This window comes from Allobosea sp. ASV33, assembly GCF_016428755.1.
Taxonomy (GTDB): domain Bacteria; phylum Pseudomonadota; class Alphaproteobacteria; order Rhizobiales; family Beijerinckiaceae; genus Allobosea.
This window is the reverse complement of the sequence record NZ_JAELTI010000093.1, coordinates 1-22,105: the sequence shown is the minus strand read 5'-3', so window position 1 is coordinate 22,105 and position 22,105 is coordinate 1. Positions and strand designations below refer to the sequence as shown.

Here is a 22,105-nt window from a genome sequence, read left to right as displayed (position 1 = left end):
CGATGACGGCGCCGGCCGCGCCGCCGAAGTCGCGCTCGGCGCCCTGATCGCGCGCTTCCTGCCGATGGACGATGCCACGCAGGCTGCCTTCGCGCCGCTGCGCGAGACCGTCCTGAAGAACTGGAACGGCATCGAGGTCGGCCGCATCCGCGCTCCCGCCGCCTGAGCCCGATCAGCGCACCGCGTTGTTCGCGACCACGATCCCGGCGGCCCTGCCGTCGGGGGCCTTCGTCAGGTCGCCGGTGACGGGCTTGCCGTATTCGGTGCCGATCACGGCGCCGTCGCGGGCCTCGGCGATGACGTTGTTGGCGATCAGCGCGTTGCGCTCCTTCGGCACCAGCGAGACCGAGACGCCGATGCCGGTCTTGCGGATGACGTTGCCGGTGGCAGCGAGGTTGCGCATGCCCCAGGACCAGCCGAGCACGATGCCGATATCGCTGGCATCCTCGATGACATTGCCGGTCACCGCCGCTTCCGCCTCGACATGGATGCCGAAGCCGCCGACCGGATCCTTGCTGTAGGGCAAGGCCTTGCGCGTCGCCCGGCGGATGATGTTGTTGGCGCAGACCGCCATGCGCCCGCCCTGGTCGAGATTGGTCATCGAGGCGCCCGAGGCGCAGTCCTCGACATGGTTGTTGGCGATGATCGCGCCCTCGAAAGCGAATTCGCTGTAGAGAGCGGCCTCGCCGCAGCGCCGCCCTTGGTTGCCGAGGATCTGGACGCCCGAGCCGGAATTGTTGCGGATGAAGCTCAGCGCGCAGTCACGCAATTGATTGCCTTCGATGATGACGCCGCCGGCGCGGAAGACGCTGATGCCGTTGCCGTTCTGGCCACTGCCGCCGCCATCGGTCCGGATGCGCATGACCTGGTTGCCGCGGACGATCGAGCCGTCGTCGCCCGTTTGGCTGCGCCAGATCTGGATGCCGTTGTTGCCGCAATCCTCGACCCGATTCTGCTCGAGGGTGAGCCCCTTCGAATCGATCGCGAACAGGGCGGCATCCCGCATCTCGCGGAAGCGGTTTGCCGTGATCCGCCCGCCGCAGCGATCGAGGGTGAGGCCCACCGAGCCGGCCTTGGCGAAGGCGCAGCCGGACATCGCGAACTCGCCGACATTCTCGGCCGTCAGCAAGCCGCTGCGCTGAGTGGTGGGAATGTCGAGGCCGTCGAAGCTCAAGCCGGAGAGTTCGGCGCGGGCGATATTGCGGGCGACAAGCACGGGTTGCCCGCTGGCCGTGACGAGATGCGTCGCGCCGGGGACGCCGACGATCCGCGCATTCTCCGGAAGGGCGACGCCGCCGACTCGGTAGCGGCCCGGCGGGAGCAGGAGCGGGGCCCCGCGTGCGGCAGCCTGCTTCAGCGCAGCCAGGAACTGCCGCGACTGATCCTCGGTGGCACCGGGACGCAGGCCGAGCTGGCCGGCGTCCAGGCCGAGATGGCCGAGCGACCCGGCAGCCGTGCCGCGCGACTGCGCTGCGGCGGGAAGAATGACCGAGGCCGTGCCGAAAAAGCCCATCGCCAGCATGCCGCGTCGGGACAACACCATGGAAGCTCCTGTTCCGCCGGCCTGGATCAAGCGGCGTGCCAACGTTGGCTGTGCCGATCTGGAACTGCTCACCGATCGCAAGGATATCTGGAAGAAGATATTCGGTGGGTTTACGCAGAAACATGCCGTCATCCCGGGCTTATCCCGGGATCCATCGTGGAGCGCTACGCCCTACGATGGATCCCGGATCTCCGCTGCGCTGCGTCCGGGATGACGCGTGTTTCCGAGGCAGCTGACGTCTTCTACAGCCCGAGCGCCCGTGCGATTTCCTCGGCCGCTGCCGTCGGGGGCAGGCGGCCGGCCGCGACGGCGGCTTCCAGCTCGGGCGTGCGGGCCTTCAGCGCCGGATCGTACCGCAGCTTCGCCTGCAAGCGGTCCTGCACCATCGCCCACATCCATTTCACATCCTGCTTGCGACGCTTCTCGGCGATCAGGCCCTTGGCTTTGAAGCGGGCATGATGCTCCTCGACCTTGGACCAGAGGCCATCCAGGCCCAGCCCCGTCAGCCCCGAGATCGTTACGACCGGCGTGCTCCACAGCGAGGATGCGGGCGCCAGGATATGCAGCGCGGCCTTGTACTGGGCGGCGGCGGCGCGGGCAGGCGTTGCGCCGTCGCCATCGGCCTTGTTGACCGCGATCATGTCGGCGAGCTCGATGATGCCCTTCTTGATGCCTTGCAGTTCGTCGCCGGCATTGGGCAGCATCAGCACGAGGAAGAAGTCGGTGAGATCGGCGACCGCGGTCTCCGACTGGCCGACGCCGACCGTCTCGACCAGGATCACGTCGAAGCCGGCGGCCTCGCAGAGCAGCATGGTCTCGCGCGTCTTGGCGGCGACACCGCCGAGCGTGCCCGAGGACGGGGAGGGACGGATATAGGCGTTGGAATCGACGGCGAGCCGGGCCATCCGCGTTTTGTCGCCAAGGATCGAGCCGCCGGTGCGGGTCGAGGAGGGGTCGACGGCGAGCACCGCGACCTTGTGGCCCTTGCCAGTCAGATAGGTTCCCAAGGCATCGATCGTGGTCGACTTGCCGACGCCTGGCACGCCAGTGATGCCGACACGGATGGCGCGCCCGGTCCGCGGAAGCAGTCGCTGGATCAGCGCCTGCGCCTGCTCTCGATGGTCGGCGCGGCGCGATTCCGCGAGCGTGATCGCGCGCGCCAAAGCCGCGCGCTCGCCGGCGAGGATCGCATCGCCGAGCGGATCGGCTGGAGAACTGCTGTCGACCATGCCGCCAGTTAGCAAGCCGCGGGAGCGGGCGACAAGCTGTGCTGCCATCGATTGCTTCATCACTGTGTCATGTCCGCCTCTTGTGAATCCGCCGTGGCGGTGAGACGACTTGACGATGATGTGCGTGGCGATGCGGTTTCGCGTTTTCCTGTTGGCCCTGTTTCTGCCGCTGGCGCTCGCAGCCTGCGGCACGCCGCGCGTGCTAGAGCTGAGCCAGGCGCCGAAGGGCGATATCGCCGGCACGGTCCAGATCTATGTCGCGACGACGCGCGAGGTGTCTGCCCAGCCGGTCTATTTCAGCGGCGAGCGCGGACCGGCGCTCTCTTTCGCGCGCCTCGATATCACCGTGCCGCGCAGCCACAAGGCCGGTAGCCTCGAGCTGCCCGATTCGGGGCCGGGCGACCCCGCCAAGCATTTCACCGCGACCCATATCCAGAGGCTCGACCTCGCGCCCGTCGTCTCCGACGTGCGCAAGGAATTGCAGCGGCGTCCCGCCTCCCAGCGCGACGTGCTGGTCTTCGTCCACGGCTACAACACCAATTTCGCCGATGCCGCCTATCGCTTCGCCCAGATCGTCTACGATTCCGGCTTCAAGGGCGTGCCGGTGCTGTTCACCTGGCCTTCGCGCGGGCAGCTTCTGGCCTATCCTTATGATCGCGAGAGCGCCTTCTACTCGCGCGATTTCCTCGAAGCCAACCTGCGCGCCATCGCCCGCGACCTCGGCGCCTCGCGCATGGACATCCTCGCCCATTCGATGGGGACTCTCCTGACGCTGGAGACGCTGCGCCAGGCTGCGATCCGCGGCGATGGCAGCTTCGGCGGCAGGCTGCGCGATGTCATGCTCGCGGCGCCGGATGTCGATCTCGACGTGTTCAGGACGCAGATGCGCGAAATCAGGCGGCCGATCACGGTCTTCGTCTCGGCCGACGACCGGGCGCTCGACTTCTCCCGGCGCTTCGCGGGCGACAAGAAGCGGCTGGGCGCTGTCTCGAGCAACGATACCGAAATCATCGCCGAGCTGGAAAAGCTCGGCGTGAAGCTGATCGACCTCTCGGAGGTAGCCTCCGGCGACAGCCTCAACCACGCGAAATTCGCTTCCTCCCCCAAAGTGGTGCAGCTCATCGGCCAGAGGCTGCAGCAGGACAGGGGCATCGGCTTCGCCGGGCCGCAACTCGGCGACAAGGTCGGCGACATCGCGGGTGGGGTCATCGGCACGGTCGGCTCGACGGTCGGGCTCGTCGTCACGGCGCCGATCCAGATCATCTCCGGCGCGACACAGTGATGTCGCCTGCATGCAACGCAGGCGCCGCTTCGGGCAAGCTCTCGCGCTTCTGCCCCATTCTGGCCGCGTTGGCCTGCCTTTAGAGGTTTGGCTGCCAGCTCGGCCTCTCACATTCTGACCGGATGCCTGTCCCCATGCCCGTTACAAGGCGCGCCTTTTCATGCCGTTCGCTGGCCCTTGCCGCGTTCCTGCCGCTGGGCCTCGCCGCCTGTGCCCAGAGCGAGGCGAGCGTCTCGCCCTTCTCCGAGCCGGAGCGCGCCGATACGTCGGCGCTCGGCAAGGATCCGCGCCTGCTCGTGATGACGACGCGCCGCTCGACCGGCAATGCCGCGCCCTATTTCAACACCGATCGCGGCCCGTTGACCTTCGCCGAGGCGCGATTGTCGCCGCCCGGCCGCGGCATCTCGGGGCGTGTCTCGTCGGCGGTCAGCGGCGACTGGGAGGTGCTCGGGATCTCGCGTGAGACCACGGGGGACGCCGCGGCGCGCGCCTTCTCCGATGCCGTGAACGGCCGCGACGTGCTGCTCTATATCCACGGCTTCAACGAGACCTTCGAGACCGCTGCGCGCAGCGCAGGCCAGCTCTCCCACTCCCTGGAGTTCCAGGGCCGCACCGCCCTGTTCACCTGGCCCTCCGGCGGCAAACTCTTCGACTACGCTTACGACCGCGAGAGCGCCCTCTGGTCGCGCGACGGTTTCGTCCAGACCCTGCAGGCGCTCGTCGCCAACCCCACGGTGGGCCGCATTCACATCGTCGCGCACTCCATGGGCACCTTCCTGACCCTGGAAGGCCTGCGCGAACTGCGCGATTCCCAGGACGTCTATGCCCGCATCGGTTCGGTCGTGCTGGCCTCGCCCGATGTCGATATCGACGCCTTCGAGCAGACCGTGAAGCGGCTCGGCCCGCTGGCCCAGCGCATGACCGTGATCATCGATCCCGGCGATCGGGCGCTGGCGGTCTCGGCGCGCATCGCCGGCGGCGTCGCGCGCGCCGGCGCCGCGGACCGCTCGCGGCTGGAGGCTCTGGGCGTCAGGGTCGCGGATACCTCCGGCCGGGGCTGGAGCATGCTGCGCCACGATCTCTTCCTGTCCAATAGCGAGGTCACGCAGGTCGTGCGCCGCGCGATGGATCGCGGCGTCTAGGTAGCGGCACGCAGAATCCGCCGAAAAGTGCTACCGGCTTTTCGGTACGATGCACGAGAGGAGCGGGCGGCATGAAGCGGCCGGGCAGGGGATTGTTGGCAGTCGCGCTGGCGCTGGGCTTCGGCCTCTCCGCCGCATCCGCCGAGACGCCGGCGCTTTTCGCCCAGACCGGGCCGGCCGAGGGCAGCTATACCGATCCGCTGCCCGCCACGATCGCTGTCTCGACCTATGCGCCGCTGGCCTGCGCGGCCAAGCCCTGCCCGTTGCTGATCGCGGTCCATGGCATGGGCCGCAACGCGAAGAGCGCGCGTGATGCCTGGAAGGCCGCGGCCGATCAGTCCGGGTTCCTCGTGCTCGCCCCGCGCTTCGACAACGATCAGTTTCCGAGCCGCCTGTTCCAGCAGGGCGGGGTGCGCGGCGAGCCGGACAAGGCGAAATGGACCTTCGGCCTGATCGAGAGGCTGTTCGACGCCGCCCGCGCCAGCGGCCGCGTCGCCGGAAACAGCTACACGATCTTCGGTCACTCGGCCGGCGCCCAGTTCGTGCATCGCATGATCATGCTGATGCCCGAGGCGCGCATCGCGACGGCGGCCGTGGCCAATGCCGGCTACTACACGCTGCCGGCTCTGACCGGCGAGCGCGCCTATCCCTATTCGCTCAAGGGCACTCCGGCCGTCGATGTCACGCTGGCGCGCGCCCTCGCCAAGCCGATGCTGGTGATGCTCGGCGATCAGGACATCGATCCCAACCACCACCAACTCAACAAATCCCGCGGTGCGGAGGAGCAGGGGCCGACCCGTTTCGCACGCGGGCAGCACTTCATGGCCGCAGCCGCCGCCGAGGCGCGCCGCCTTGGCGTGACACTGCGCTGGCGCGAAATCGACGTGCTAGGCGTCGCGCATGACCAGAGAGGGATGGCCAAGGCAGCGGCGGCGGAATTGTTCGGTGCTCGCTGAGCGGCTTTTCGAGACTGTTTTGACAACGGGAGCCCTCATCCGGAGGAGGCCCAAGGGCTGTCTCGAACGATGATCCAGATGGTTCCCAAGGCATCCTTCGAGGCGCCATTCCCTGCGAAATGGCGCCTAAGGACGAGGGCTGAGAGCCTCTTCAGGCGGACCGCTAGACCGGAGGCAGGCCAGAGCGCTTCTTGATCGTCGCCAACGCGAAATTGGATTCGACCGACTGGATGCATTTCAGCCGCGTCGCCTTCTGCTTCAGGAAGCGCTCATAGCCCTCGATACCGTCGGTGACGACGCGCAGCAGGTAGTCCTGCGAGCCGGTCATCAGATAGCACTCGGCGACTTCGCTCCAGCTTTCGACGGCTTTCTCGAATTCGGCGATCTGCTCATGGTTCTGTTGAGTGAGCCGCACCGAGACGAAGACGCTGAAGGGCAGGCCATAGGCCTTGGGGTCGACGACCGCCGTATAGCCCTGGATGACGCCGGTCTCCTCCAGCCGCTTCAGGCGCCGCAGGCATGGCGTTGGCGACAGCCCGACGCGCTGCGACAGGTCCTGGTTGGTGATGCGCCCGTCCTCGCGCAGAACGGCGAGAATCCGGCGGTCGATGCTGTCGAGCACGATATGCTCCATCCCTGTCAAAATTGAGCAGAAAGCTGCTCAGCGCACATTAGGATGATGCTGATCGGCCAAGCAATGGCGCGCTGATGGGAATAATCTGATGCGAGAAACCGGCCTGCGTCGCAGGATCGCAAGGGAGATGGTCATGAGCGAAGACAACTACCACAAGGACCGGATCGCCAACCGCAAGCTCCATCCCGAGACGCTGATGATGGGCTTCGGCTATTCGCCGGCCATGTCGGAAGGCTCGCTCAAGCCGCCGGTCTTCCTGACCTCGACCTTCGTTTTCCAGAACGCCCAGCAGGGCAAGGACTTCTTCGACTTCACCTCGGGCCGGCGCCAGCCCAAGCCCGGCGAGAAGCCCGGCCTGGTCTATTCGCGCTTCAACCATCCCAATATGGAGATCCTCGAGGATCGCCTGGCGATCTGGGACGAGGCCGAGAAATGCGCGGTCTTCGCCTCGGGCATGGCCGCGATCGCGACGACCTGCTTCGCCTTCCTGCGGCCGGGCGACACGATCCTGCATTCGCGCCCGCTCTACGGCGGCACCGAGACCCTGCTGAAGAACCAGATGGGCGCCTTCGGCGTCACGCCCTTCGGCTTCACCGACGGGCTCGACATCGCCCAGATGCGCCAGGTCGCGAAGGAAGCGGCGGCCAAGGGCCGCGTCGCGATGATCCTCGTGGAGACCCCAGCCAACCCGACCAACGGTCTCGTCGACCTCGCCGCCTGCAAGGCGATCGCCGACGAGCTTGAGAAGTCGCAGGGTCATCGCCCGCCCGTCGTCGTCGACAACACCATGCTCGGCCCGAAATACCAGAAGCCGCTGAAGCAGGGCGCCGATCTCTCGCTGCTCTCGCTGACCAAATATGTCGGCGGCCATTCCGACCTCGTCGGCGGCTCGATCAGCGGCTCCGAGGCGCTGGTGCGGCAGGTCAAGGCCTGGCGCGGCTCGCTCGGCACGCAAGCCGACCCGAATTCCTGCTGGATGCTGATGCGCTCCCTGGAGACGCTCGACATCCGCATGAGCCGCGCCAATGAGAACGCCAAGCTCGTGGCGGAGTATCTCGCGAGCCACCCCAAAGTCGCCAAGGTTCATTATCTCGGCAATCTCAAGGACGGCGATCCGCGCAAGGCCGTCTTCGACCGCCAGTGCACGGCGGCGGGCTCGACCTTCGCCTTCGACGTCAAGGGCGGCGAGAAGGAGGCTTTCGCGGTGCTCGACAACCTCCAGATCATGAAGCTCGCGGTCAGCCTCGGCGGCACCGAGACGCTGGTCTCGCATCCCGCAGCGATGACCCATTCCGGCGTCGCCCGCGAATTGCGCGAGGAGATCGGCCTGACCGACGCTCTGATCCGGATCTCGGTCGGCATCGAGAATATCGAGGACCTGATCTCGGATCTGGCGCAGGCCTTCGAGGCGGTTTGACCGCTTCGACGTTCTAAAGCCCGATCCGTCCCCAGCCCGGCAGCTTCAGCGCCGGGCTGCGCGAGTCGAGCCCGGCGACGAGCCCGAGCAGGTTGATCTCGATGCCCTCGACCCAGCCGACGGTGACGCCGGCGAGCCCATAGAGCGAGGCCTGGATGCCGGTGCGGCTGGCGGTCAGCCCGGCGAAAAGGCCATCGGCGCGCCAGTCCTTGCCGAGCGCGGTCGGCGGCAACGCCTGCCGGAGCTCCGGCACCTCGGCCAGGACATGCTGGACGAAGCTGTTCGAGTTCGGCCCCGGCCAAGCGAGATAGCTGCCGGGGCTGGAATAGGCGTAGTCAGCCACGGCCGCCCGGATGCGCGGGATCAGACGCTCCGCAGCCTCGCCGCGGATTTCGATGACAGGCTCCGGCATGTTGCCGAACCAGCGGCCATCGGCCTCGCGATGGTTGACCCGGACCGGCGCACCCCAGCCGACGACGTCGAAGCGGGTATAGGCGCTGCCGCCGCGTTCCTTCACCACGACCCAGGAATGATGGGCGAAGATGCCGCGCCAGCGCCCGACGCGCGCGGCGAAGACATGCACCGTCGCTTCCGGCTCGGCGGAAGCCGCCGGCAGCAGTTTGGCGCTCGTCCAGTCCGCGCGCTGCCAATCCGGCGCATGCGTCTGCCAGACCCACCAGCCTGCATGAGTAGCAAGCGGCAGCAGGAAAACGAGGGCGAAGAACAGCAGGAAGCGGCGGAAGAGGCGCATAGGGAGGGTATGTGCAGGGCGCCGCCCGCCGGCAAGAATGGCGCCGATCACGCTTGCGTCAGCGGGTTCGAACGGGCTGGTCGGAGTTTGGGCAACGCTTGCCTGTGCGTTGGCCTCGCGCTGCGCCGTTGGCGGTTGAAGCCGGGGGGAAAGCTGGTAGCGTGCGCGGCGTCTGAGCTTGATGGAGGGGCAGATTGGGTAAGACGACGCGACTGGCCGGGGCTCTGGCTGCCTGCGCTATCGGATTGGGACTGCTGGCAACGCCGGCGGCCGCGCAGGACAAGCAACTGCGCATCTTCAACTGGTCCGATTATGTCGATCCGGAGGTGCTCGACGCCTTCAACAAGGAAACCGGCATCACCGTCGTCTACGACACCTTCGACCAGATGGAGACGGTCGAGACCAAGCTTCTCGCCGGCAAGACCGGCTACGACCTGATCGTCGTCACCGCCTCCTTCCTGCCGCGCCACATTCCGCTCGGCATCTACCAGCCGATCGACAAGGACAAGGCGCCCAATCTCAAGAACCTTTGGCCGGAAATCCAAACCCGGCTCTCGAAATACGATCCCGGCAACAAATACGCCGTGAACTACATGTGGGGCACCACGGGGATCGGCTACAACACCGCCAAGATCAAGGAGCGCCTCGGCCCCGACGCGGTGATCGATAGCTGGAAGATCGTCTTCGAGCCGGAGACGCTGAAGAAGCTCTCGAATTGCGGCGTGCATGTCCTCGACGCGGTCGAGGAGATGTTCCCAGCGGCGCTGCGCTATCTCGGGCTCGATCCCGACTCCAAGAACGAGGCCGATCTCAACAAGGCCGGCGAGCTCCTGCGCAAGATCCGCCCGCATATCCAGAAATTCCACTCCTCGGAATACATCAACGCTTTGGCGAACGGCGATATCTGCCTCGCCGTCGGCTATTCCGGCGACATCCTGCAGGCCAAGAAGCGCGCCGAGGAAGCCAAAAACGGCGTCCAGATTGCCTATTCCATCCCGAAGGAAGGCGCGTTGATGTGGTTCGACTCGCTGGTGATCCCGAAGGATGCGGGCAATGTCGAGGCCGCCCTCAAGTTCATTGACTTCGTCAACAAGCCGGAGATGGCGGCGAAGAACTCGGACTTCATCCAGTATGCCAACGGCAACATCGCCTCGAAGCCGTTCCTCTCGGCGGCGGTGCGCGACAATCCCGGCATCTATCCGTCGGACGCGGTGATGGCGCGGCTCTACACGATCACGCCCTATGACCAGAAGGCGCAGCGGCTGGTGAACCGGCTCTGGACCCGCGTGAAGACCGGCAAGTGACCGGCACCGGACGGATCGCTGGCGCCATGAAGAAGACCTCGCCCGGCAGCGTGCGCCGGGCCTTCCAGCCCTGGAACGACCCGGCGGCGAAGCCGCTCGTGCAGTTCCGGGGCGTGACCAAGCGCTTTGGCGACGTCACCGCGGTGGGCGATCTCTCGCTTTCGCTCTACCCGCGCGAGTTCTTCGCGCTGCTCGGCCCGTCCGGCTGCGGCAAGACTACGCTGATGCGTATGCTCGCCGGCTTCGAGACGCCCGATGCCGGCACGATCCTGCTCGACGGGCAGGACATCACCGGCATCCCGCCGCATCTGCGGCCGATCAACATGATGTTCCAGTCCTATGCGCTGTTCCCGCATCTCAGCGTGGCCGGCAACATCGCCTATGGGCTGAAGCGCGAGGGGCTGCCGCGCGCCGAGATCGACCGGCGCGTCGAGGAGATGCTGGCGCTGGTCAAGCTCTCCGGTTTCGGTGGTCGCAAGCCGCACCAGCTCTCCGGCGGCCAGCGCCAGCGCGTCGCGCTCGCCCGTTCTTTGGCGAAGCGGCCGAAACTGCTGCTGCTCGACGAGCCGATGGCGGCGCTCGACAAGAAACTGCGCGAGCAGACCCAGTTCGAACTGATGGACCTGCAGAGCGAGCTCGGCCTCACCTTCATGGTCGTCACCCACGACCAGGACGAGGCGATGACCATGGCCGACCGCATGGCGGTGATGGACCACGGCAAGCTCGTCCAGATCGGTCCGCCCGACGTGATCTACGAGGCCCCGGCCAATCGCCACGTCGCGGAGTTCGTCGGCGACATCAATATCTTCGAGGGCAGGGTCGCGGCCGTCGCAGGCGAGTTGGTCCGGGCTGAGGTGCCGCATGTCGGCACCGTCGAGCTCGACGAGGAAGCTCCGGCCCTGAAGCCGGGCGAGCCGCTCGTCCTCGGCATCCGGCCGGAGAAGATCGAGATCGGCCATGACGAGCCGGGGCAGCCCGTCAACAAGGTCGCGGGCGAGATCTGGGATATCGGCTACCTCGGCGATTTCACCATGATCCAGGTGATGCTGGGCGGCGAGGGCGGCCAGCTCGTCAAGGTCGCGCTCGCTAACCGCACGCGCCGGTTGGCTCGGCCCTTCGCCTGGGATGACAAGGTCTGGCTCTCCTGGGATGTCGAGGCTGGCGTGGTGCTGCCGCCATGAGGAAGGCTGGGAAACTCGCCGTCATTCCGGGGCTTCGCGAAGCGAAGAGCCCGGAACCCAGAACCGATGCCGTTTCGAGGATGGGCTCGGCGACGCGGACTCCCGTTCATGGAAAGGGCGTCGGTTCTGAGTTCCGGGCTCAGGCCTTCGGCCTGACCCGGAATGACGGCGGGGCTATGCCATGAGCGCGGTCGCTTCGCTTCAGCGCCTCCGCCGCCTCGTCATCGCCGTCCCTTATCTCTGGCTCGCGCTGTTCTTCCTCGCGCCCTTCGTCATCGTCTTGCGCATGGCGTTCTCGCAGGCCGCGACGGCGCTCCCGCCCTATGCTCCGCATTGGGAAGGGCTCGCCCAGCTTGGCGACTTCCTCTCGCAGCTTGATATCGCGAATTTCAGCCTGCTCGGCGACGATCCGCTTTACTGGCAGAGCTATCTCTATTCGCTGCGCATCGCGGCGCTGACGACAATCTTCGCGCTCGCGATCGGCTATCCGCTTGCCTACGCCATGGCCTCCGCGCCACCACGCTGGCGTGGCACTTTGCTCGTCTTCGTCATCCTGCCATTCTGGACCTCCTTCCTGATCCGCGTCTACGCCTGGATCGGCATCCTCAGGCCGGAAGGGTTGCTCGATGCGACACTCTCCTTCCTCGGTTTCGAGGGTGAACCGCTTCGTCTCCTCAACACTGAGACGGCGGTGCTTCTCGGCATGGTCTATTCCTATCTGCCCTTCATGGTGCTCCCGCTTTTCGCCACGCTGGAGAAGCTCGATCGCGGCCTGCTGGAGGCGGCCGCCGATCTCGGCGCCACGCCGGTCACGGCCTTCCTGACGGTGACGTTGCCGCTCTCGCTGCCCGGCATTCTCGCCGGCTCCGCCCTGGTCTTCATCCCGGCGGTCGGCGAGTTCGTCATCCCGGACCTGCTCGGCGGCCCCGATACCGTGATGATCGGCAAGGTGCTCTGGAGCGAGTTCTTCTCCAACCGCGACTGGCCGCTGGCCTCGGCCGTGGCGGTGGTGCTGCTCGTCGTGCTGGTGCTGCCGCTGGTCCTCTTGCAGCGCGCAAGGTTGCAGCGGGAGATGGCGGCATGAGCCGGCTCGGTCCCGGATTGATCCTGGCGCTGATCGTCGGCTTCGCCTTCCTTTATCTGCCGATCCTGACGCTCATCGCCTATTCCTTCAACGCCTCGCGGCTGGTGACGGTCTGGGGCGGGTTCTCGACGCATTGGTACGGAGCGCTGATGCAGAACCAGCCGCTGCTCGACGCCGCATGGCTCTCGATCCGCCTCGGCTTCGTCTCCGCGACGCTGGCGACGATCCTCGGCACGCTGGCGGCGCTCGCTTTGGCGCGGCACGGCCGTTTCGTGGGGCGCACCCTATTCTCTGGCATGGTGTTGGCGCCGCTGGTCATGCCCGAGGTGGTGACCGGCCTGTCGCTACTGCTGCTCTTCGTCGCCGCCGATGTCGAGCGCGGCTTCTGGACGGTCACGATCGCGCACGCGACCTTCAGCCTCGGCTTCGCCTGCATCGTCGTGCAGTCGCGTCTGGCGGGCTTCGACCGCTCGCTGGAGGAGGCGGCGCAGGATTTGGGCGCCACGCCCTTCGTCACCTTTTGGACCGTGACCCTGCCCTTGATCTGGCCGGCCGTGGCGGCGGCCTGGATGCTCGCCTTCACGCTCTCGCTCGACGATCTCGTCATCGCGAGCTTCACCACGGGGCCGGGTGCGACGACACTGCCGATGCGGCTCTATTCGGCGGTCAAGCTCGGCGTCTCGCCCGAGATCAACGCCGCCTGCACGATCATGATCGGGGCTGTCGCCGTCGTCGTGATCGCGGCCTCGCTGCTTTTGAAGCGCGAGCAACTGGCCGGCAGCTAAACGGCGGCTGAACGGCGCCCTCAAAGCCCGTTCAGCCAGAACCTGCGAATGTCCGATCCGTGGCAGGGCGACCCCTGCCGGAACAGGACATGAGACCATGTTTGGCAATCGCGCCCGGATCGGTTTGGCGGCTCTCGCGCTCAGCGGCGTCGTTCTCGCAGGGGCGACATTCGCGGGAACAGGCGAAGCCCAGGCCTTCGGCGGCTATGAGCGCTCCTATGACGGCCGGGCCTACGGCTATGGCTGGCGTCCGGCGCCGCCGGCCGTCCACGGCTTCTGGGGCCAGCGCCGCTGGCATCGCTATTATGACGGTTACGGCTCGCGGCCGCCCCCGCCGCGCTACGGCTATGGTTACGGCTGGCGGTAAGTGTCGCCACGTCGGTCGTGATCATGGGGCGGGCGCTGCCGGCTGGCAGCGCCGGCCTTCTTTTATTCCGGGGTATTGTCGAGCAATTGCGTGACCGCCTGCTCCAGCGCATCGAGTTCTGGCCCTGCCGTGTTGAGAAGCAGGTCGATGTCGACGCCGTCATAGGCATGGCGCAGAACATTGCCGATACCCGCGATGCGTTTCCAGGGAATGTGTGGATAGGCGGCGCGCCGTTCTTCGGGGATATGCCGGCTTGCTTCGCTGATGATCTCGAAGAAGCGTTCCAGAGCCGCGCGCAAGACCGGATCGTGCCTGATCCGGCTTTCGGAGACTTCGGCGCGAAGGGTGCGGATATGCGCGATCGCATCCTTCATATGTGCGATGCGGTCGCGAAAGGTGGCCGCCATCAGAACAGCTCGACGGTCTCGTTTCGGATGGTCTTCGCGAGGCGTTCGGGCAGGCTGCGGCGCATGGTGATTTGGACCGGCAAGCCGATCTCTTCCGACAGGTCCTGCTGGATGCCGACCAGATCGATAAGGGAGAAGCCGGGATCGTCGACTTCGATCATCAGGTCGATATCGCTGTCCTGACGCGCATCGCCGCGCGCCCGCGAGCCGAACAGCGCCATATGACTGACGCCGCGCGCCCGCAAATCCGGACGCTTGGCCAGAATGCGCTGCTTCAGTTCGTCCTGGCTCATCATGGCGGAGCTGTCAGTTCGAGGCCGGAAGCTCAATCTTATCACATCACTCGGCAGCCGTCCGCTGGGCGTAGCCGAGGCGCTGGTTGAGTTCTTGCAGCAGCTTCTCGGCGGCGTCCGCGATGACGGTGCCCGGCGGGAAGATGGCGGAGGCTCCGGCCTCGATCAGCGCGTCGAAATCCTGCGGCGGGATGACGCCGCCGACGACGATCATGATGTCCGGCCGGCCCGCATGCGCGAGCGCTGCCTTCAGCTCCGGCACCAGCGTCAGATGCCCGGCCGCCAGCGACGAGACGCCGACGATATGGACGTCGTTCTCGACCGCTTGCCGCGCTGCTTCATCCGGCGTCGCGAAGAGCGGGCCGATATCGACGTCGAAGCCGAGATCGGCGAAGGCCGAGGCGATGACCTTCTGGCCGCGATCGTGCCCGTCCTGACCCATCTTGGCGACGAGGATGCGCGGGCGGCGCCCGTCCGCCTCTTCGAAGGCCTCGCACATCATCTGGACGCGCGTCACGGCTGGGTTCATCTCGCCGACCTCCCGCTTGTAGACGCCGGAGATCGCCTTGATCTCGGCCCGGTGGCGCCCGAAGACCTGCTCCATTGCCAGCGAGATCTCGCCGACCGTCGCCTTGGCGCGGGCGGCCTTGACCGCGAGGTCGAGCAGGTTGCCGTTGCCGGCCGCGCCATTGGTCAGCGCGGTCAGTGCAGCCTGAACGTCGGTCTCGTTGCGCTCGGCCTTGAGGCGCCTGAGCTTGTCGAGCTGCTGGGCGCGCACGGAAGCGTTGTCGACCTTCAGCACGTCGATCGAAGCCTCGTTCTCGGGCTTGAAACAGTTGACGCCGATGATCTTCTGCAGCCCGCCATCGATGCGAGCCTGTGTCTTGGCCGCGGCTTCCTCGATGCGCAGCTTCGGGATGCCGGCCTCGATCGCCTTGGCCATGCCACCGAGCTTCTCGACCTCCTGGATATGGCCCCAGGCCTTCTCGGCGAGCTCCGCGGTTAGCCGCTCGACATAATAGGAGCCGCCCCAGGGATCGATGATCCGGGTCGTGCCGCTCTCCTGCTGCAGCAGGATCTGAGTGTTGCGGGCGATGCGGGCCGAGAAATCGGTCGGCAGCGCCAGCGCCTCGTCCAGCGCGTTGGTATGCAGCGATTGGGTATGGCCCTGCGTTGCCGCCATCGCCTCGATCATCGTGCGCGGCACGTTGTTGAACACGTCCTGCGCCGTCAGCGACCAGCCCGAGGTCTGGCAATGCGTGCGCAACGGCAGGGACTTCTCGTTCTGCGCCCCGAAATCCTTGACCAGCTTCGCCCAGATCAGCCGAGCGGCGCGCATCTTGGCGACTTCCATGAAGAAGTTCATGCCGATCGCCCAGAAGAAGGACAGGCGCGGCGCGAAGACGTCCACGCCGAGGCCAGCGCGCTGGCCGGCGCGGATATACTCGACGCCGTCGGCGAGCGTATAGCCGAGTTCAAGGTCCTGCGTCGCTCCGGCCTCCTGCATGTGGTAGCCGGAGATCGAGATCGAGTTGAACTTCGGCATATTGGCCGAGGTGAAGGCGAAGATGTCGCCGATGATCCGCATCGAGGGCGAGGGCGGGTAGATATAGGTGTTGCGGACCATGAACTCCTTGAGGATGTCGTTCTGGATGGTCCCCGAGAGCTTGGCCTGCGGCACGCCCTGTTCTTCCGCCGCGACGATGTAGAGCGCCAATACCGGCAGCACGGCACCGTTCATCGTCATCGACACGCTCATCTGGTCGAGCGGGATGCCGGAGAACAGCGTCCGCATGTCGTAGATCGAGTCGATCGCGACGCCGGCCATGCCGACATCGCCGCCGACGCGTGGATGGTCGGAATCATAGCCGCGATGGGTCGCGAGATCGAAGGCGACCGAGAGGCCCTTCTGCCCGGCCGCGAGGTTGCGCCGGTAGAAGGCGTTCGAATCCTCGGCCGTGGAGAAACCGGCATATTGCCGGATCGTCCAGGGCTGGTTGACATACATCGTCGGGTAAGGGCCACGCAGATAGGGCGCGATGCCCGGCAGGGTCTCGACGAAGGGCAAGCCGTCACGGTCCGCCGCCGTGTAGATAGGCTTGACCGGGATATCCTCGGGCGTCAGCCAGACTTCGCCCGTGGGCAACGCGCTGGCGGCGGGGCGTACGCCTCCGGCAAAGGCGAGCTTCGTGAAATCCGGGATCGCGGTCATGAGGTGCTCCCGTCGGTCCTGTCCCACCAGTGATGGAAATGATGCACCGGTCCGTGGCCGTGGCCAACCGCAACCTGATCGGCCGCGGCGATGGCGGCCGAGATATAGGTCTTGGCGTGGCCGACCGCCTCCGGCAACGCCAGCCCCTTGGCGAGATTGGCGGCGATGGCGGAGGAGAGCGTGCAGCCGGTGCCATGCGTGTTGCGCGTCGCGAGGCGCGGCGCGTTGAAGCGCTGGCGCGTGCCGCCCGCGAGCAGCAAGAGGTCGCTGCTGACCTCGCCGGTGCCGTGCCCGCCCTTGACCAGGACGTTCGCCGCGCCCAGCGCCGCGAGCTTCTCGGCTTGATCGTCCATCGCCTGCTCGGTTTCGGCCATGCTCGTGCCGAGCAGGGCGGCGGCTTCCGGCAGGTTCGGCGTGATCAGCGTAGCGAGCGGGAAGAGATGCGTGCGGATCGCCTCGACTGCCGCGCTTTCGAGCAGCCGCGCGCCAGATGCCGCGATCATGACGGGATCGAGCACGACGTTCTTCGCCCCGTGGCGCTTCAAACCGGCCGCGACGGTCTCGATCAGCTCGGCCGTCGCCAGCATGCCGATCTTGACGGCATTGACGTCGAGGTCCTCGAACACGGCGTCCATCTGCTGGGCCACGAAATCGCGCGGGACGGCATGGATGCCGCTGACGCCTTTCGTGTTCTGCGCGGTCAGCGCGACGATGACGCTGGCGCCGTAGACCTGATGCGCCGCGAAGGTCTTGAGATCGGCCTGGATGCCGGCGCCGCCGCTCGAATCCGAACCGGCGATGGTGAGGGCGATGGCAGTCAAACTCTTGTCTCCAGTCAGGCGCCTGCGATGGCCTGCGCTTGCGCGAGCGTCTCGACCACGTCGCAGCCCATATGGATGAACGTGGTGACGCCGGCCTTGTTCAAGGCTTCGGCTTCGGCCGGGCGCCCGGCGAGCCAGACCGTCGCTCCGGCCTTGGCGAGCGCCTCGGTCGCTGCCGCGCCTTCTGCGGCATAGGCCGCATCCGAGCCGCACAGGCAGGCGAGCTTCGCGCCCGAGGCACGGAATGCGCCGACCAGAGCGTCGAGATCGGTCGCGCCCTCCTTGGCGAAGCCGTCGCCGCTGGGCGCCGCCAAACCACCGGCCTCGAACAGATTGCGGGCGAACCCGGCCCGCGCCGTGAAATCGGCGATCGGCCCGAGCGTCGCCAGGAAGACGACCGGGCGCTTCGGCTGGGCATCGGCCTTGTCGCGCAAAGCCTCGAACGGCTCCGCCAGCCGGAGCGAGGGCAGGGGCTCCGCGCGCAGGCCCGCGGCGGGCGCTGCCAGCGCATCGGCCCGTCCGGCGCCGTCGACGAAGGAGCGGATGATCTCGCCCTGATTGCGCTCGGCGAGGCTGCCTTGCACGCGCTTGCCGTCGAGCTTGACCGGCGCGATGGCGAGCACCGTCGCCGTCTCCTCGCGGATATTCGGGAATTCGCTGGTGCCGGTGATCGGCTCGCGGCGCGTCGCCACGGCCTTGGCGCGGGCGGCGCGCTGTTCGGCGAGCGTCTTCTGGAGATGGCCCTCGACCAGGGACGCGACGATGCCGCCGAGATCGCCGCTGCGCTGCCGCTCGGTCTCCTGGAATGCCTGCCACCCCTGTTCGCAGAGCGCCTGCGTCAGCGTCTCGAAGCCGCCGGCACCGGCGGCCGGATCGGCGACGCGCCAGAGATTGCTCTCCTCCAGCAGGATGAGCTGGGTGTTGCGGGCGACACGGCGCGCGAAGACGTCGGGCAGGCCGAGCGCAGCGGTGAAGGGCTGGACGGCGATCGAATCGGCGCCGCCGATGCCTGCCGCGAAGGCGGCAATGGTGCCGCGCAGCAGGTTGACGTTCGGATCTCGCTTGGTCAGCGAGCGCCAGGCCGTTTCGGCATGGATACGCGCCGGCTTCGGCGTCAGGCCGCAGGCTTGCTGGATGCGGCTCCAGAGCAGCCGAGCGGCCCGGAACTTCGCCACCGTCAGGAATTCATCGGTATCGGCGACCAGCGTGAAGGCCAGCGCATCGCGAGCCTCCGACAGGCCCATCCCCTGCGCTTCAAGCGTGCGCAGATAGGCGACCGCCGTGGCGAGGACCGCGCCGAGCTCCTGCGCCTCGCTGGCGCCGGCCTCGTGATAGGGGCGGCTGTCGACCTCGATGACCGGGCCGGCGAAGCCGCGCTCCTTGAGCGTACGGATCGTCGCCGCGAGCCTGCGGCCAAGCTCTGGCCAGGACGCTGCCAGCGTGCCGCGGCCGGCGAAGACGCCGATCGGGTCGAGGCCGAAGGAGACCGAGATCTCGCTCGGTGCGTGACCGCGCTTCTGGATCAGCGCAGCGAGCAGCAGGGCATTGATGCGGGCTTGCGGGGCCGGGTCGAGCCGCAGGTGGACCAGGTCCAGCATCACGCTTTGGAGTGCGGCATCCAGCGTCGCGACGTCGTCGGCGACGAGGCCGTAGCCCCGGGCCGCCTGCGCGCCCGCGAAGCTGATCGTCAGCGTGTCGGCGCCCCCCTCGAGATCGGCGAGAGCCAGCGTCCGCGCCTCGCTTGGCTGCGGATGGTCGAGACGGGCCGCTACCTGCCAGCGCCCGGTTTCGGCGCGCAAAGCCCGGGCGGATGATGTCGACGCCGGATAGAGCGGCTCGATGCAGATGCCGTCTGCGGTGCGGCCGACGAGCTTCTTCTCGAAATCGGCGCCCTTCAGGACCTTGTCGACCGCCGCGCGCCACGCGTCATGCGACGGCGCCGCGAAAGCGTCGAGATAGGGAAGGTCGGATGGGGCAGCCGAGTTCATGCGCGCCGATGCTCCTCTTCCGGACAATGTGCAGCCGTGGAGCGCTGATTGCCATGGGCGCGCACGCACCGCCATCCCTACTTCGTCGCAAGGCAGGTGCGAGAATACAAAAACGCCGCGGCGCTATCCTGAGATGGCACCGCGGCGTTCTGGAATTCGGCTGAGATCAGACGAACTGGCCGAGGCCCGGGATCGCGCCCACGATGGCGCCCATCGCGTCCTCACCGGCCTTCTCGCGGCCGACGGCGAACATTTCTTTGGAAACGCTCTGGATCTGGCCCATCGAAAGGCCGGCGCTCATGAGCTGGCCGCCGAGCGCCATCACGCCGCCACCGCCGCCCATCAGGCCACCGATCGCGCCGAGCATGCCGCCCTTCGCGCCGCCCTCGGCATCGGCCAGTTCCTGCGCGCCCGGCAGTGCCGCCATCAGCTGGCCGATCTCGGCAGCCGGCCCTTCCTTCTGCAGGAAGGCGAGGATGATGCCGACACCCTTGCGGGCGAGCTCCTCGTTGATGCCGGCGGCAGCCGCCACGCGCGTGAGCAATTCTTCCATGAACCCAAACCCCTCGCCAAACGACTTCGCCACGAAGTCCTCAGAAAAATAGTTTACATGTTTACGATCTGATTTCCAACGGTGCCGGGCTTCCGCCTTCTGCGTCCTTTGGTTACACCCAATTTCAGAGCTTCGGGAACGAACAGGCGAATTCAATGGCGGATGATGGCGCGATTCTGATCGGCAAGAGCGGCAAGCCTGAAAATCTGCTGCTCAAGCTAGCCAATCGCCATGGATTGGTGACCGGCGCGACCGGCACAGGCAAGACCGTGACGCTGCAGGTGATGGCCGAGGGCTTCGCCCGCAACGGCGTCCCGGTCTTCGCGGCCGACATCAAGGGCGACCTGTCCGGCATCGTCGCACCCGGCGATTCGAAGCCTGCCTTCGTCAACCGGGCCAAGGAGCTCGGCCTGACCTACGAGCCGGACCAGTTCACCACCGTCTTCTGGGATGTGTTCGGCGAGCAGGGGCACCCCGTCCGCGCCACCATTTCCGAGATGGGCCCGCTGCTGCTGGCGCGCCTGCTCGACCTCAACGATACGCAGGAGGGTGTGCTCAACATCGCCTTCCGCATCGCGGACGAGCAGAAACTGCTGCTGCTCGACCTCAAGGACCTGCGCGCGATCCTGACCTTCATCGCCGAGAACGCGCAGGATCTGACCACCAAATACGGCAACGTCACCTCGGCGACGGTGGGTACGATCCAGCGCTCCTTGCTCGTGCTGGAGAACCAGAAGGGCGATCTCTTCTTCGGCGAGCCGGCGCTCGACATCAACGACCTGATGAAGACGGATCGCGATGGCCGCGGCATCGTCAACATTCTCGCCGCCGACAAGCTGATGAACAATCCGCGGCTCTACGCGACCTTCCTGCTCTGGCTGCTCTCGGAGCTGTTCGAGCAGCTTCCGGAGGTTGGCGATCTCGACAAGCCGAAGCTCGTGTTCTTCTTCGACGAGGCGCATCTGCTCTTCAACGGCGCCCCCAAGGCGCTGCTGACCGCGGTCGAGCAGGTCGTGCGCCTGATCCGCTCCAAGGGCGTGGGCGTCTATTTCGTCACGCAGAACCCGCTCGATATCCCCGATACGGTGCTGGCCCAGCTCGGCAATCGCGTCCAGCACGCTTTGCGCGCCTTCACCCCGCGCGACCAGAAGGCGGTGCGCGCCGCCGCCGAGACCTTCCGCCAGAACCCGAAGATCAACACCGAGGAGGCGATCAGCCAGCTCGCGGTCGGCGAGGCGCTGATCTCGATGCTCGAAGGCAAGGGCTCGCCCGAGATGGTCGAGCGCGCCTTGATCGCGCCGCCGATGGCGCAGGTCGGCCCCTGCACCGCGCAGCAGCGCCAGCAGGCGATCAACACGTCGCCCGAGAAGGGCAAGTACGACACCATGGTCGATCGCGAGTCGGCCTATGAGATCCTGATGGCGCGCAAGAACCTCAACCCGGACGGCTCGCCGGTCGAGGCTTCCACCGGCGGCACGGGCGGCGGCATCCTCGATACGATCGGCGGCTGGCTCGGCGGCGGCGCCCAGCAGCAGCGCCCGAAGACCGGGCCGGGCTCGCGCGGCGGCCCGCTGCCGCAGAGCATGACCGAGAAGATCATCACCTCGGCGGCCCGCTCGGCCGCGACCTCGATCGGCCGGCAGGTCGGCACCGCGATCCTGCGGGGCATTCTGGGATCGATGTCGGGTAAGCGCTGAGGACTGTTAAAGCGCATCATTCTCGGGCGAAGCGAAGCTTCGACCCGAGAATCTCATGACGAGAGGGCGCTGGTCCTGAGATGCTCGGGTCAAGCCCGAGCATGACGGCGGTCGTTCAAGCCCCCGTCGCGAAATCGTGGATCAGCTTGAGGTTCAGCACGATGATGATCGCAGCGATGATGCCTGCGGTCAGGCTGAGCCAGCGCGGAGCGACGAGCGCGCCCATCTTCTGCTTCGAGGCCGTGAATATCACCAGCGGCACGACCGCGAAGGGCAATTGCAGGCTGAGCACGACCTGGCTCAGGATGAGCAGCTTCGCCGTCTGGCTCTCCCCATAGATCAGCGTGACCGCGATCGCCGGCACGATCGCGACGAGGCGTGTCACCAGCCGCCGCATCCAGGCGGGAAGGCGGATGCGCAGGAAGCCTTCCATCACGATCTGGCCGGCCATGGTCGCGG

General features: G+C 66.8%; 22 protein-coding genes. 11 read left to right on the top strand and 11 right to left on the bottom strand.

What is annotated here, in order from left to right:
- Nucleotides 1-172 precede the first annotated feature (172 nt).
- Nucleotides 173-1,543, bottom strand: coding sequence for a TIGR03808 family TAT-translocated repetitive protein (locus tag JHD80_RS21735; protein ID WP_199091722.1), 1,371 nt, complete (start codon nucleotides 1,541-1,543; stop codon nucleotides 173-175).
- On the opposite strand from JHD80_RS21735, the gene JHD80_RS21730 reads away from it, so the two are divergent.
- Nucleotides 1,542-1,757: a hypothetical protein gene (locus JHD80_RS21730; RefSeq protein ID WP_199091721.1), complete on the top strand. Its 216-nt coding sequence runs from the start codon at nucleotides 1,542-1,544 to the stop codon at nucleotides 1,755-1,757. The genes JHD80_RS21735 and JHD80_RS21730 overlap by 2 nt on opposite strands.
- A gap of 28 nt (nucleotides 1,758-1,785) precedes the next feature.
- Here JHD80_RS21730 and meaB read toward each other — a convergent pair whose 3' ends face one another.
- Nucleotides 1,786-2,772, bottom strand: a complete 987-nt coding sequence (meaB, locus tag JHD80_RS21725; protein ID WP_199091726.1) for a methylmalonyl Co-A mutase-associated GTPase MeaB — start codon at nucleotides 2,770-2,772, stop codon at nucleotides 1,786-1,788.
- A 130-nt stretch (nucleotides 2,773-2,902) separates the two neighbouring features.
- On the opposite strand from meaB, the gene JHD80_RS21720 reads away from it, so the two are divergent.
- The 3 genes from JHD80_RS21720 to JHD80_RS21710 all read left to right on the top strand — a co-directional run bounded on the left by JHD80_RS21720 (nucleotide 2,903) and on the right by JHD80_RS21710 (nucleotide 6,152).
- Nucleotides 2,903-4,054: an alpha/beta hydrolase gene (locus JHD80_RS21720; RefSeq protein WP_199091720.1), complete on the top strand. Its 1,152-nt coding sequence runs from the start codon at nucleotides 2,903-2,905 to the stop codon at nucleotides 4,052-4,054.
- Between the two features lie 134 nt (nucleotides 4,055-4,188).
- Entirely contained in the window at nucleotides 4,189-5,196 is a 1,008-nt protein-coding gene (locus JHD80_RS21715; RefSeq protein WP_199091718.1) for an alpha/beta hydrolase, read from the top strand.
- A 71-nt stretch (nucleotides 5,197-5,267) separates the two neighbouring features.
- Nucleotides 5,268-6,152 (top strand): alpha/beta hydrolase family protein, encoded by an 885-nt coding sequence (locus tag JHD80_RS21710; protein ID WP_199091715.1) that lies wholly within the window; start codon nucleotides 5,268-5,270, stop codon nucleotides 6,150-6,152.
- Between the two features lie 163 nt (nucleotides 6,153-6,315).
- Here the strand turns inward: JHD80_RS21710 and JHD80_RS21705 are convergent, their stop codons facing one another.
- Nucleotides 6,316-6,786 (bottom strand): Lrp/AsnC family transcriptional regulator, encoded by a 471-nt coding sequence (locus JHD80_RS21705; RefSeq protein ID WP_199091713.1) that lies wholly within the window; start codon nucleotides 6,784-6,786, stop codon nucleotides 6,316-6,318.
- A 133-nt stretch (nucleotides 6,787-6,919) separates the two neighbouring features.
- On the opposite strand from JHD80_RS21705, the gene JHD80_RS21700 reads away from it, so the two are divergent.
- Entirely contained in the window at nucleotides 6,920-8,203 is a 1,284-nt protein-coding gene (locus JHD80_RS21700; RefSeq protein WP_199091711.1) for a cystathionine gamma-synthase family protein, read from the top strand.
- Between the two features lie 13 nt (nucleotides 8,204-8,216).
- On the opposite strand, the gene JHD80_RS21695 is transcribed toward JHD80_RS21700, so the two are convergent.
- A complete protein-coding gene (locus tag JHD80_RS21695) occupies nucleotides 8,217-8,954 on the bottom strand; it encodes a DUF3750 domain-containing protein (protein ID WP_199091709.1) in 738 nt (245 codons plus the stop codon).
- 194 nt (nucleotides 8,955-9,148) lie between these two features.
- On the opposite strand from JHD80_RS21695, the gene JHD80_RS21690 reads away from it, so the two are divergent.
- The 5 genes from JHD80_RS21690 (at nucleotide 9,149) to JHD80_RS21670 (ending at nucleotide 13,675) form a co-directional block, all read left to right on the top strand.
- Nucleotides 9,149-10,258, top strand: coding sequence for a polyamine ABC transporter substrate-binding protein (locus JHD80_RS21690; RefSeq protein ID WP_465246546.1), 1,110 nt, complete (start codon nucleotides 9,149-9,151; stop codon nucleotides 10,256-10,258).
- Nucleotides 10,259-10,284: 26 nt separating this feature from the next.
- Nucleotides 10,285-11,439 (top strand): ABC transporter ATP-binding protein, encoded by a 1,155-nt coding sequence (locus JHD80_RS21685; RefSeq protein ID WP_199091707.1) that lies wholly within the window; start codon nucleotides 10,285-10,287, stop codon nucleotides 11,437-11,439.
- A 181-nt stretch (nucleotides 11,440-11,620) separates the two neighbouring features.
- Nucleotides 11,621-12,523: an ABC transporter permease gene (locus tag JHD80_RS21680; protein WP_199091705.1), complete on the top strand. Its 903-nt coding sequence runs from the start codon at nucleotides 11,621-11,623 to the stop codon at nucleotides 12,521-12,523.
- Entirely contained in the window at nucleotides 12,520-13,308 is a 789-nt protein-coding gene (locus tag JHD80_RS21675) for an ABC transporter permease (RefSeq protein WP_199091703.1), read from the top strand. The genes JHD80_RS21680 and JHD80_RS21675 overlap by 4 nt, the downstream gene beginning before the upstream one ends.
- Before the next feature lie 97 nt (nucleotides 13,309-13,405).
- Nucleotides 13,406-13,675 (top strand): hypothetical protein, encoded by a 270-nt coding sequence (locus tag JHD80_RS21670; protein ID WP_199091701.1) that lies wholly within the window; start codon nucleotides 13,406-13,408, stop codon nucleotides 13,673-13,675.
- 62 nt (nucleotides 13,676-13,737) lie between these two features.
- On the opposite strand, the gene JHD80_RS21665 is transcribed toward JHD80_RS21670, so the two are convergent.
- The 6 genes from JHD80_RS21665 to JHD80_RS21640 all read right to left on the bottom strand — a co-directional run bounded on the left by JHD80_RS21665 (nucleotide 13,738) and on the right by JHD80_RS21640 (nucleotide 19,949).
- Nucleotides 13,738-14,082 carry a HepT-like ribonuclease domain-containing protein gene (locus tag JHD80_RS21665; RefSeq protein ID WP_199091698.1) on the bottom strand — a complete coding sequence of 115 codons (345 nt, stop codon included), beginning with the start codon at nucleotides 14,080-14,082 and terminating at the stop codon, nucleotides 13,738-13,740.
- Nucleotides 14,082-14,375 carry a nucleotidyltransferase family protein gene (locus JHD80_RS21660; protein WP_199091724.1) on the bottom strand — a complete coding sequence of 98 codons (294 nt, stop codon included), beginning with the start codon at nucleotides 14,373-14,375 and terminating at the stop codon, nucleotides 14,082-14,084. The genes JHD80_RS21665 and JHD80_RS21660 overlap by 1 nt, the downstream gene beginning before the upstream one ends.
- Before the next feature lie 46 nt (nucleotides 14,376-14,421).
- Nucleotides 14,422-16,587: a methylmalonyl-CoA mutase gene (gene scpA / locus JHD80_RS21655; protein WP_199091696.1), complete on the bottom strand. Its 2,166-nt coding sequence runs from the start codon at nucleotides 16,585-16,587 to the stop codon at nucleotides 14,422-14,424.
- On the bottom strand, nucleotides 16,584-17,408 hold the full coding sequence (thiD, locus tag JHD80_RS21650) for a bifunctional hydroxymethylpyrimidine kinase/phosphomethylpyrimidine kinase (protein WP_199091695.1): 825 nt from the start codon (nucleotides 17,406-17,408) through the stop codon (nucleotides 16,584-16,586). The genes scpA and thiD overlap by 4 nt, the downstream gene beginning before the upstream one ends.
- 14 nt (nucleotides 17,409-17,422) lie before the next feature.
- A complete protein-coding gene (locus JHD80_RS21645; protein WP_199091693.1) occupies nucleotides 17,423-19,396 on the bottom strand; it encodes a methylmalonyl-CoA mutase subunit beta in 1,974 nt (657 codons plus the stop codon).
- 166 nt (nucleotides 19,397-19,562) lie between these two features.
- Nucleotides 19,563-19,949: a DUF2267 domain-containing protein gene (locus JHD80_RS21640; protein WP_199091723.1), complete on the bottom strand. Its 387-nt coding sequence runs from the start codon at nucleotides 19,947-19,949 to the stop codon at nucleotides 19,563-19,565.
- A gap of 155 nt (nucleotides 19,950-20,104) precedes the next feature.
- Between JHD80_RS21640 and JHD80_RS21635 the strand changes: the two genes are divergently transcribed.
- A complete protein-coding gene (locus JHD80_RS21635; protein ID WP_199091691.1) occupies nucleotides 20,105-21,646 on the top strand; it encodes a helicase HerA-like domain-containing protein in 1,542 nt (513 codons plus the stop codon).
- 115 nt (nucleotides 21,647-21,761) lie between these two features.
- On the opposite strand, the gene JHD80_RS21630 is transcribed toward JHD80_RS21635, so the two are convergent.
- Nucleotides 21,762-22,105 (bottom strand): divalent metal cation transporter (locus tag JHD80_RS21630; RefSeq protein ID WP_199091689.1); only part of this gene is annotated, 344 nt, incomplete at its 5' end.

Bases quoted from the DNA above. Each gene is read 5' to 3' on its own strand.
- JHD80_RS21730 (WP_199091721.1), top strand. From the start codon at position 1,542: ATGGAAGCTCCTGTTCCGCCGGCCTGGATCAAGCGGCGTGCCAACGTT.
- JHD80_RS21735 (WP_199091722.1), bottom strand. From the start codon at position 1,543: ATGGTGTTGTCCCGACGCGGCATGCTGGCGATGGGCTTTTTCGGCACG.
- meaB (WP_199091726.1), bottom strand. From the start codon at position 2,772: ATGGTCGACAGCAGTTCTCCAGCCGATCCGCTCGGCGATGCGATCCTC.
- JHD80_RS21720 (WP_199091720.1), top strand. From the start codon at position 2,903: ATGCGGTTTCGCGTTTTCCTGTTGGCCCTGTTTCTGCCGCTGGCGCTC.
- JHD80_RS21715 (WP_199091718.1), top strand. From the start codon at position 4,189: ATGCCCGTTACAAGGCGCGCCTTTTCATGCCGTTCGCTGGCCCTTGCC.
- JHD80_RS21710 (WP_199091715.1), top strand. From the start codon at position 5,268: ATGAAGCGGCCGGGCAGGGGATTGTTGGCAGTCGCGCTGGCGCTGGGC.
- JHD80_RS21705 (WP_199091713.1), bottom strand. From the start codon at position 6,786: ATGGAGCATATCGTGCTCGACAGCATCGACCGCCGGATTCTCGCCGTT.
- JHD80_RS21700 (WP_199091711.1), top strand. From the start codon at position 6,920: ATGAGCGAAGACAACTACCACAAGGACCGGATCGCCAACCGCAAGCTC.
- JHD80_RS21695 (WP_199091709.1), bottom strand. From the start codon at position 8,954: ATGCGCCTCTTCCGCCGCTTCCTGCTGTTCTTCGCCCTCGTTTTCCTG.
- JHD80_RS21685 (WP_199091707.1), top strand. From the start codon at position 10,285: ATGAAGAAGACCTCGCCCGGCAGCGTGCGCCGGGCCTTCCAGCCCTGG.
- JHD80_RS21680 (WP_199091705.1), top strand. From the start codon at position 11,621: ATGAGCGCGGTCGCTTCGCTTCAGCGCCTCCGCCGCCTCGTCATCGCC.
- JHD80_RS21675 (WP_199091703.1), top strand. From the start codon at position 12,520: ATGAGCCGGCTCGGTCCCGGATTGATCCTGGCGCTGATCGTCGGCTTC.
- JHD80_RS21670 (WP_199091701.1), top strand. From the start codon at position 13,406: ATGTTTGGCAATCGCGCCCGGATCGGTTTGGCGGCTCTCGCGCTCAGC.
- JHD80_RS21665 (WP_199091698.1), bottom strand. From the start codon at position 14,082: ATGGCGGCCACCTTTCGCGACCGCATCGCACATATGAAGGATGCGATC.
- JHD80_RS21660 (WP_199091724.1), bottom strand. From the start codon at position 14,375: ATGAGCCAGGACGAACTGAAGCAGCGCATTCTGGCCAAGCGTCCGGAT.
- scpA (WP_199091696.1), bottom strand. From the start codon at position 16,587: ATGACCGCGATCCCGGATTTCACGAAGCTCGCCTTTGCCGGAGGCGTA.
- JHD80_RS21645 (WP_199091693.1), bottom strand. From the start codon at position 19,396: ATGAACTCGGCTGCCCCATCCGACCTTCCCTATCTCGACGCTTTCGCG.
- JHD80_RS21640 (WP_199091723.1), bottom strand. From the start codon at position 19,949: ATGGAAGAATTGCTCACGCGCGTGGCGGCTGCCGCCGGCATCAACGAG.
- JHD80_RS21635 (WP_199091691.1), top strand. From the start codon at position 20,105: ATGGCGGATGATGGCGCGATTCTGATCGGCAAGAGCGGCAAGCCTGAA.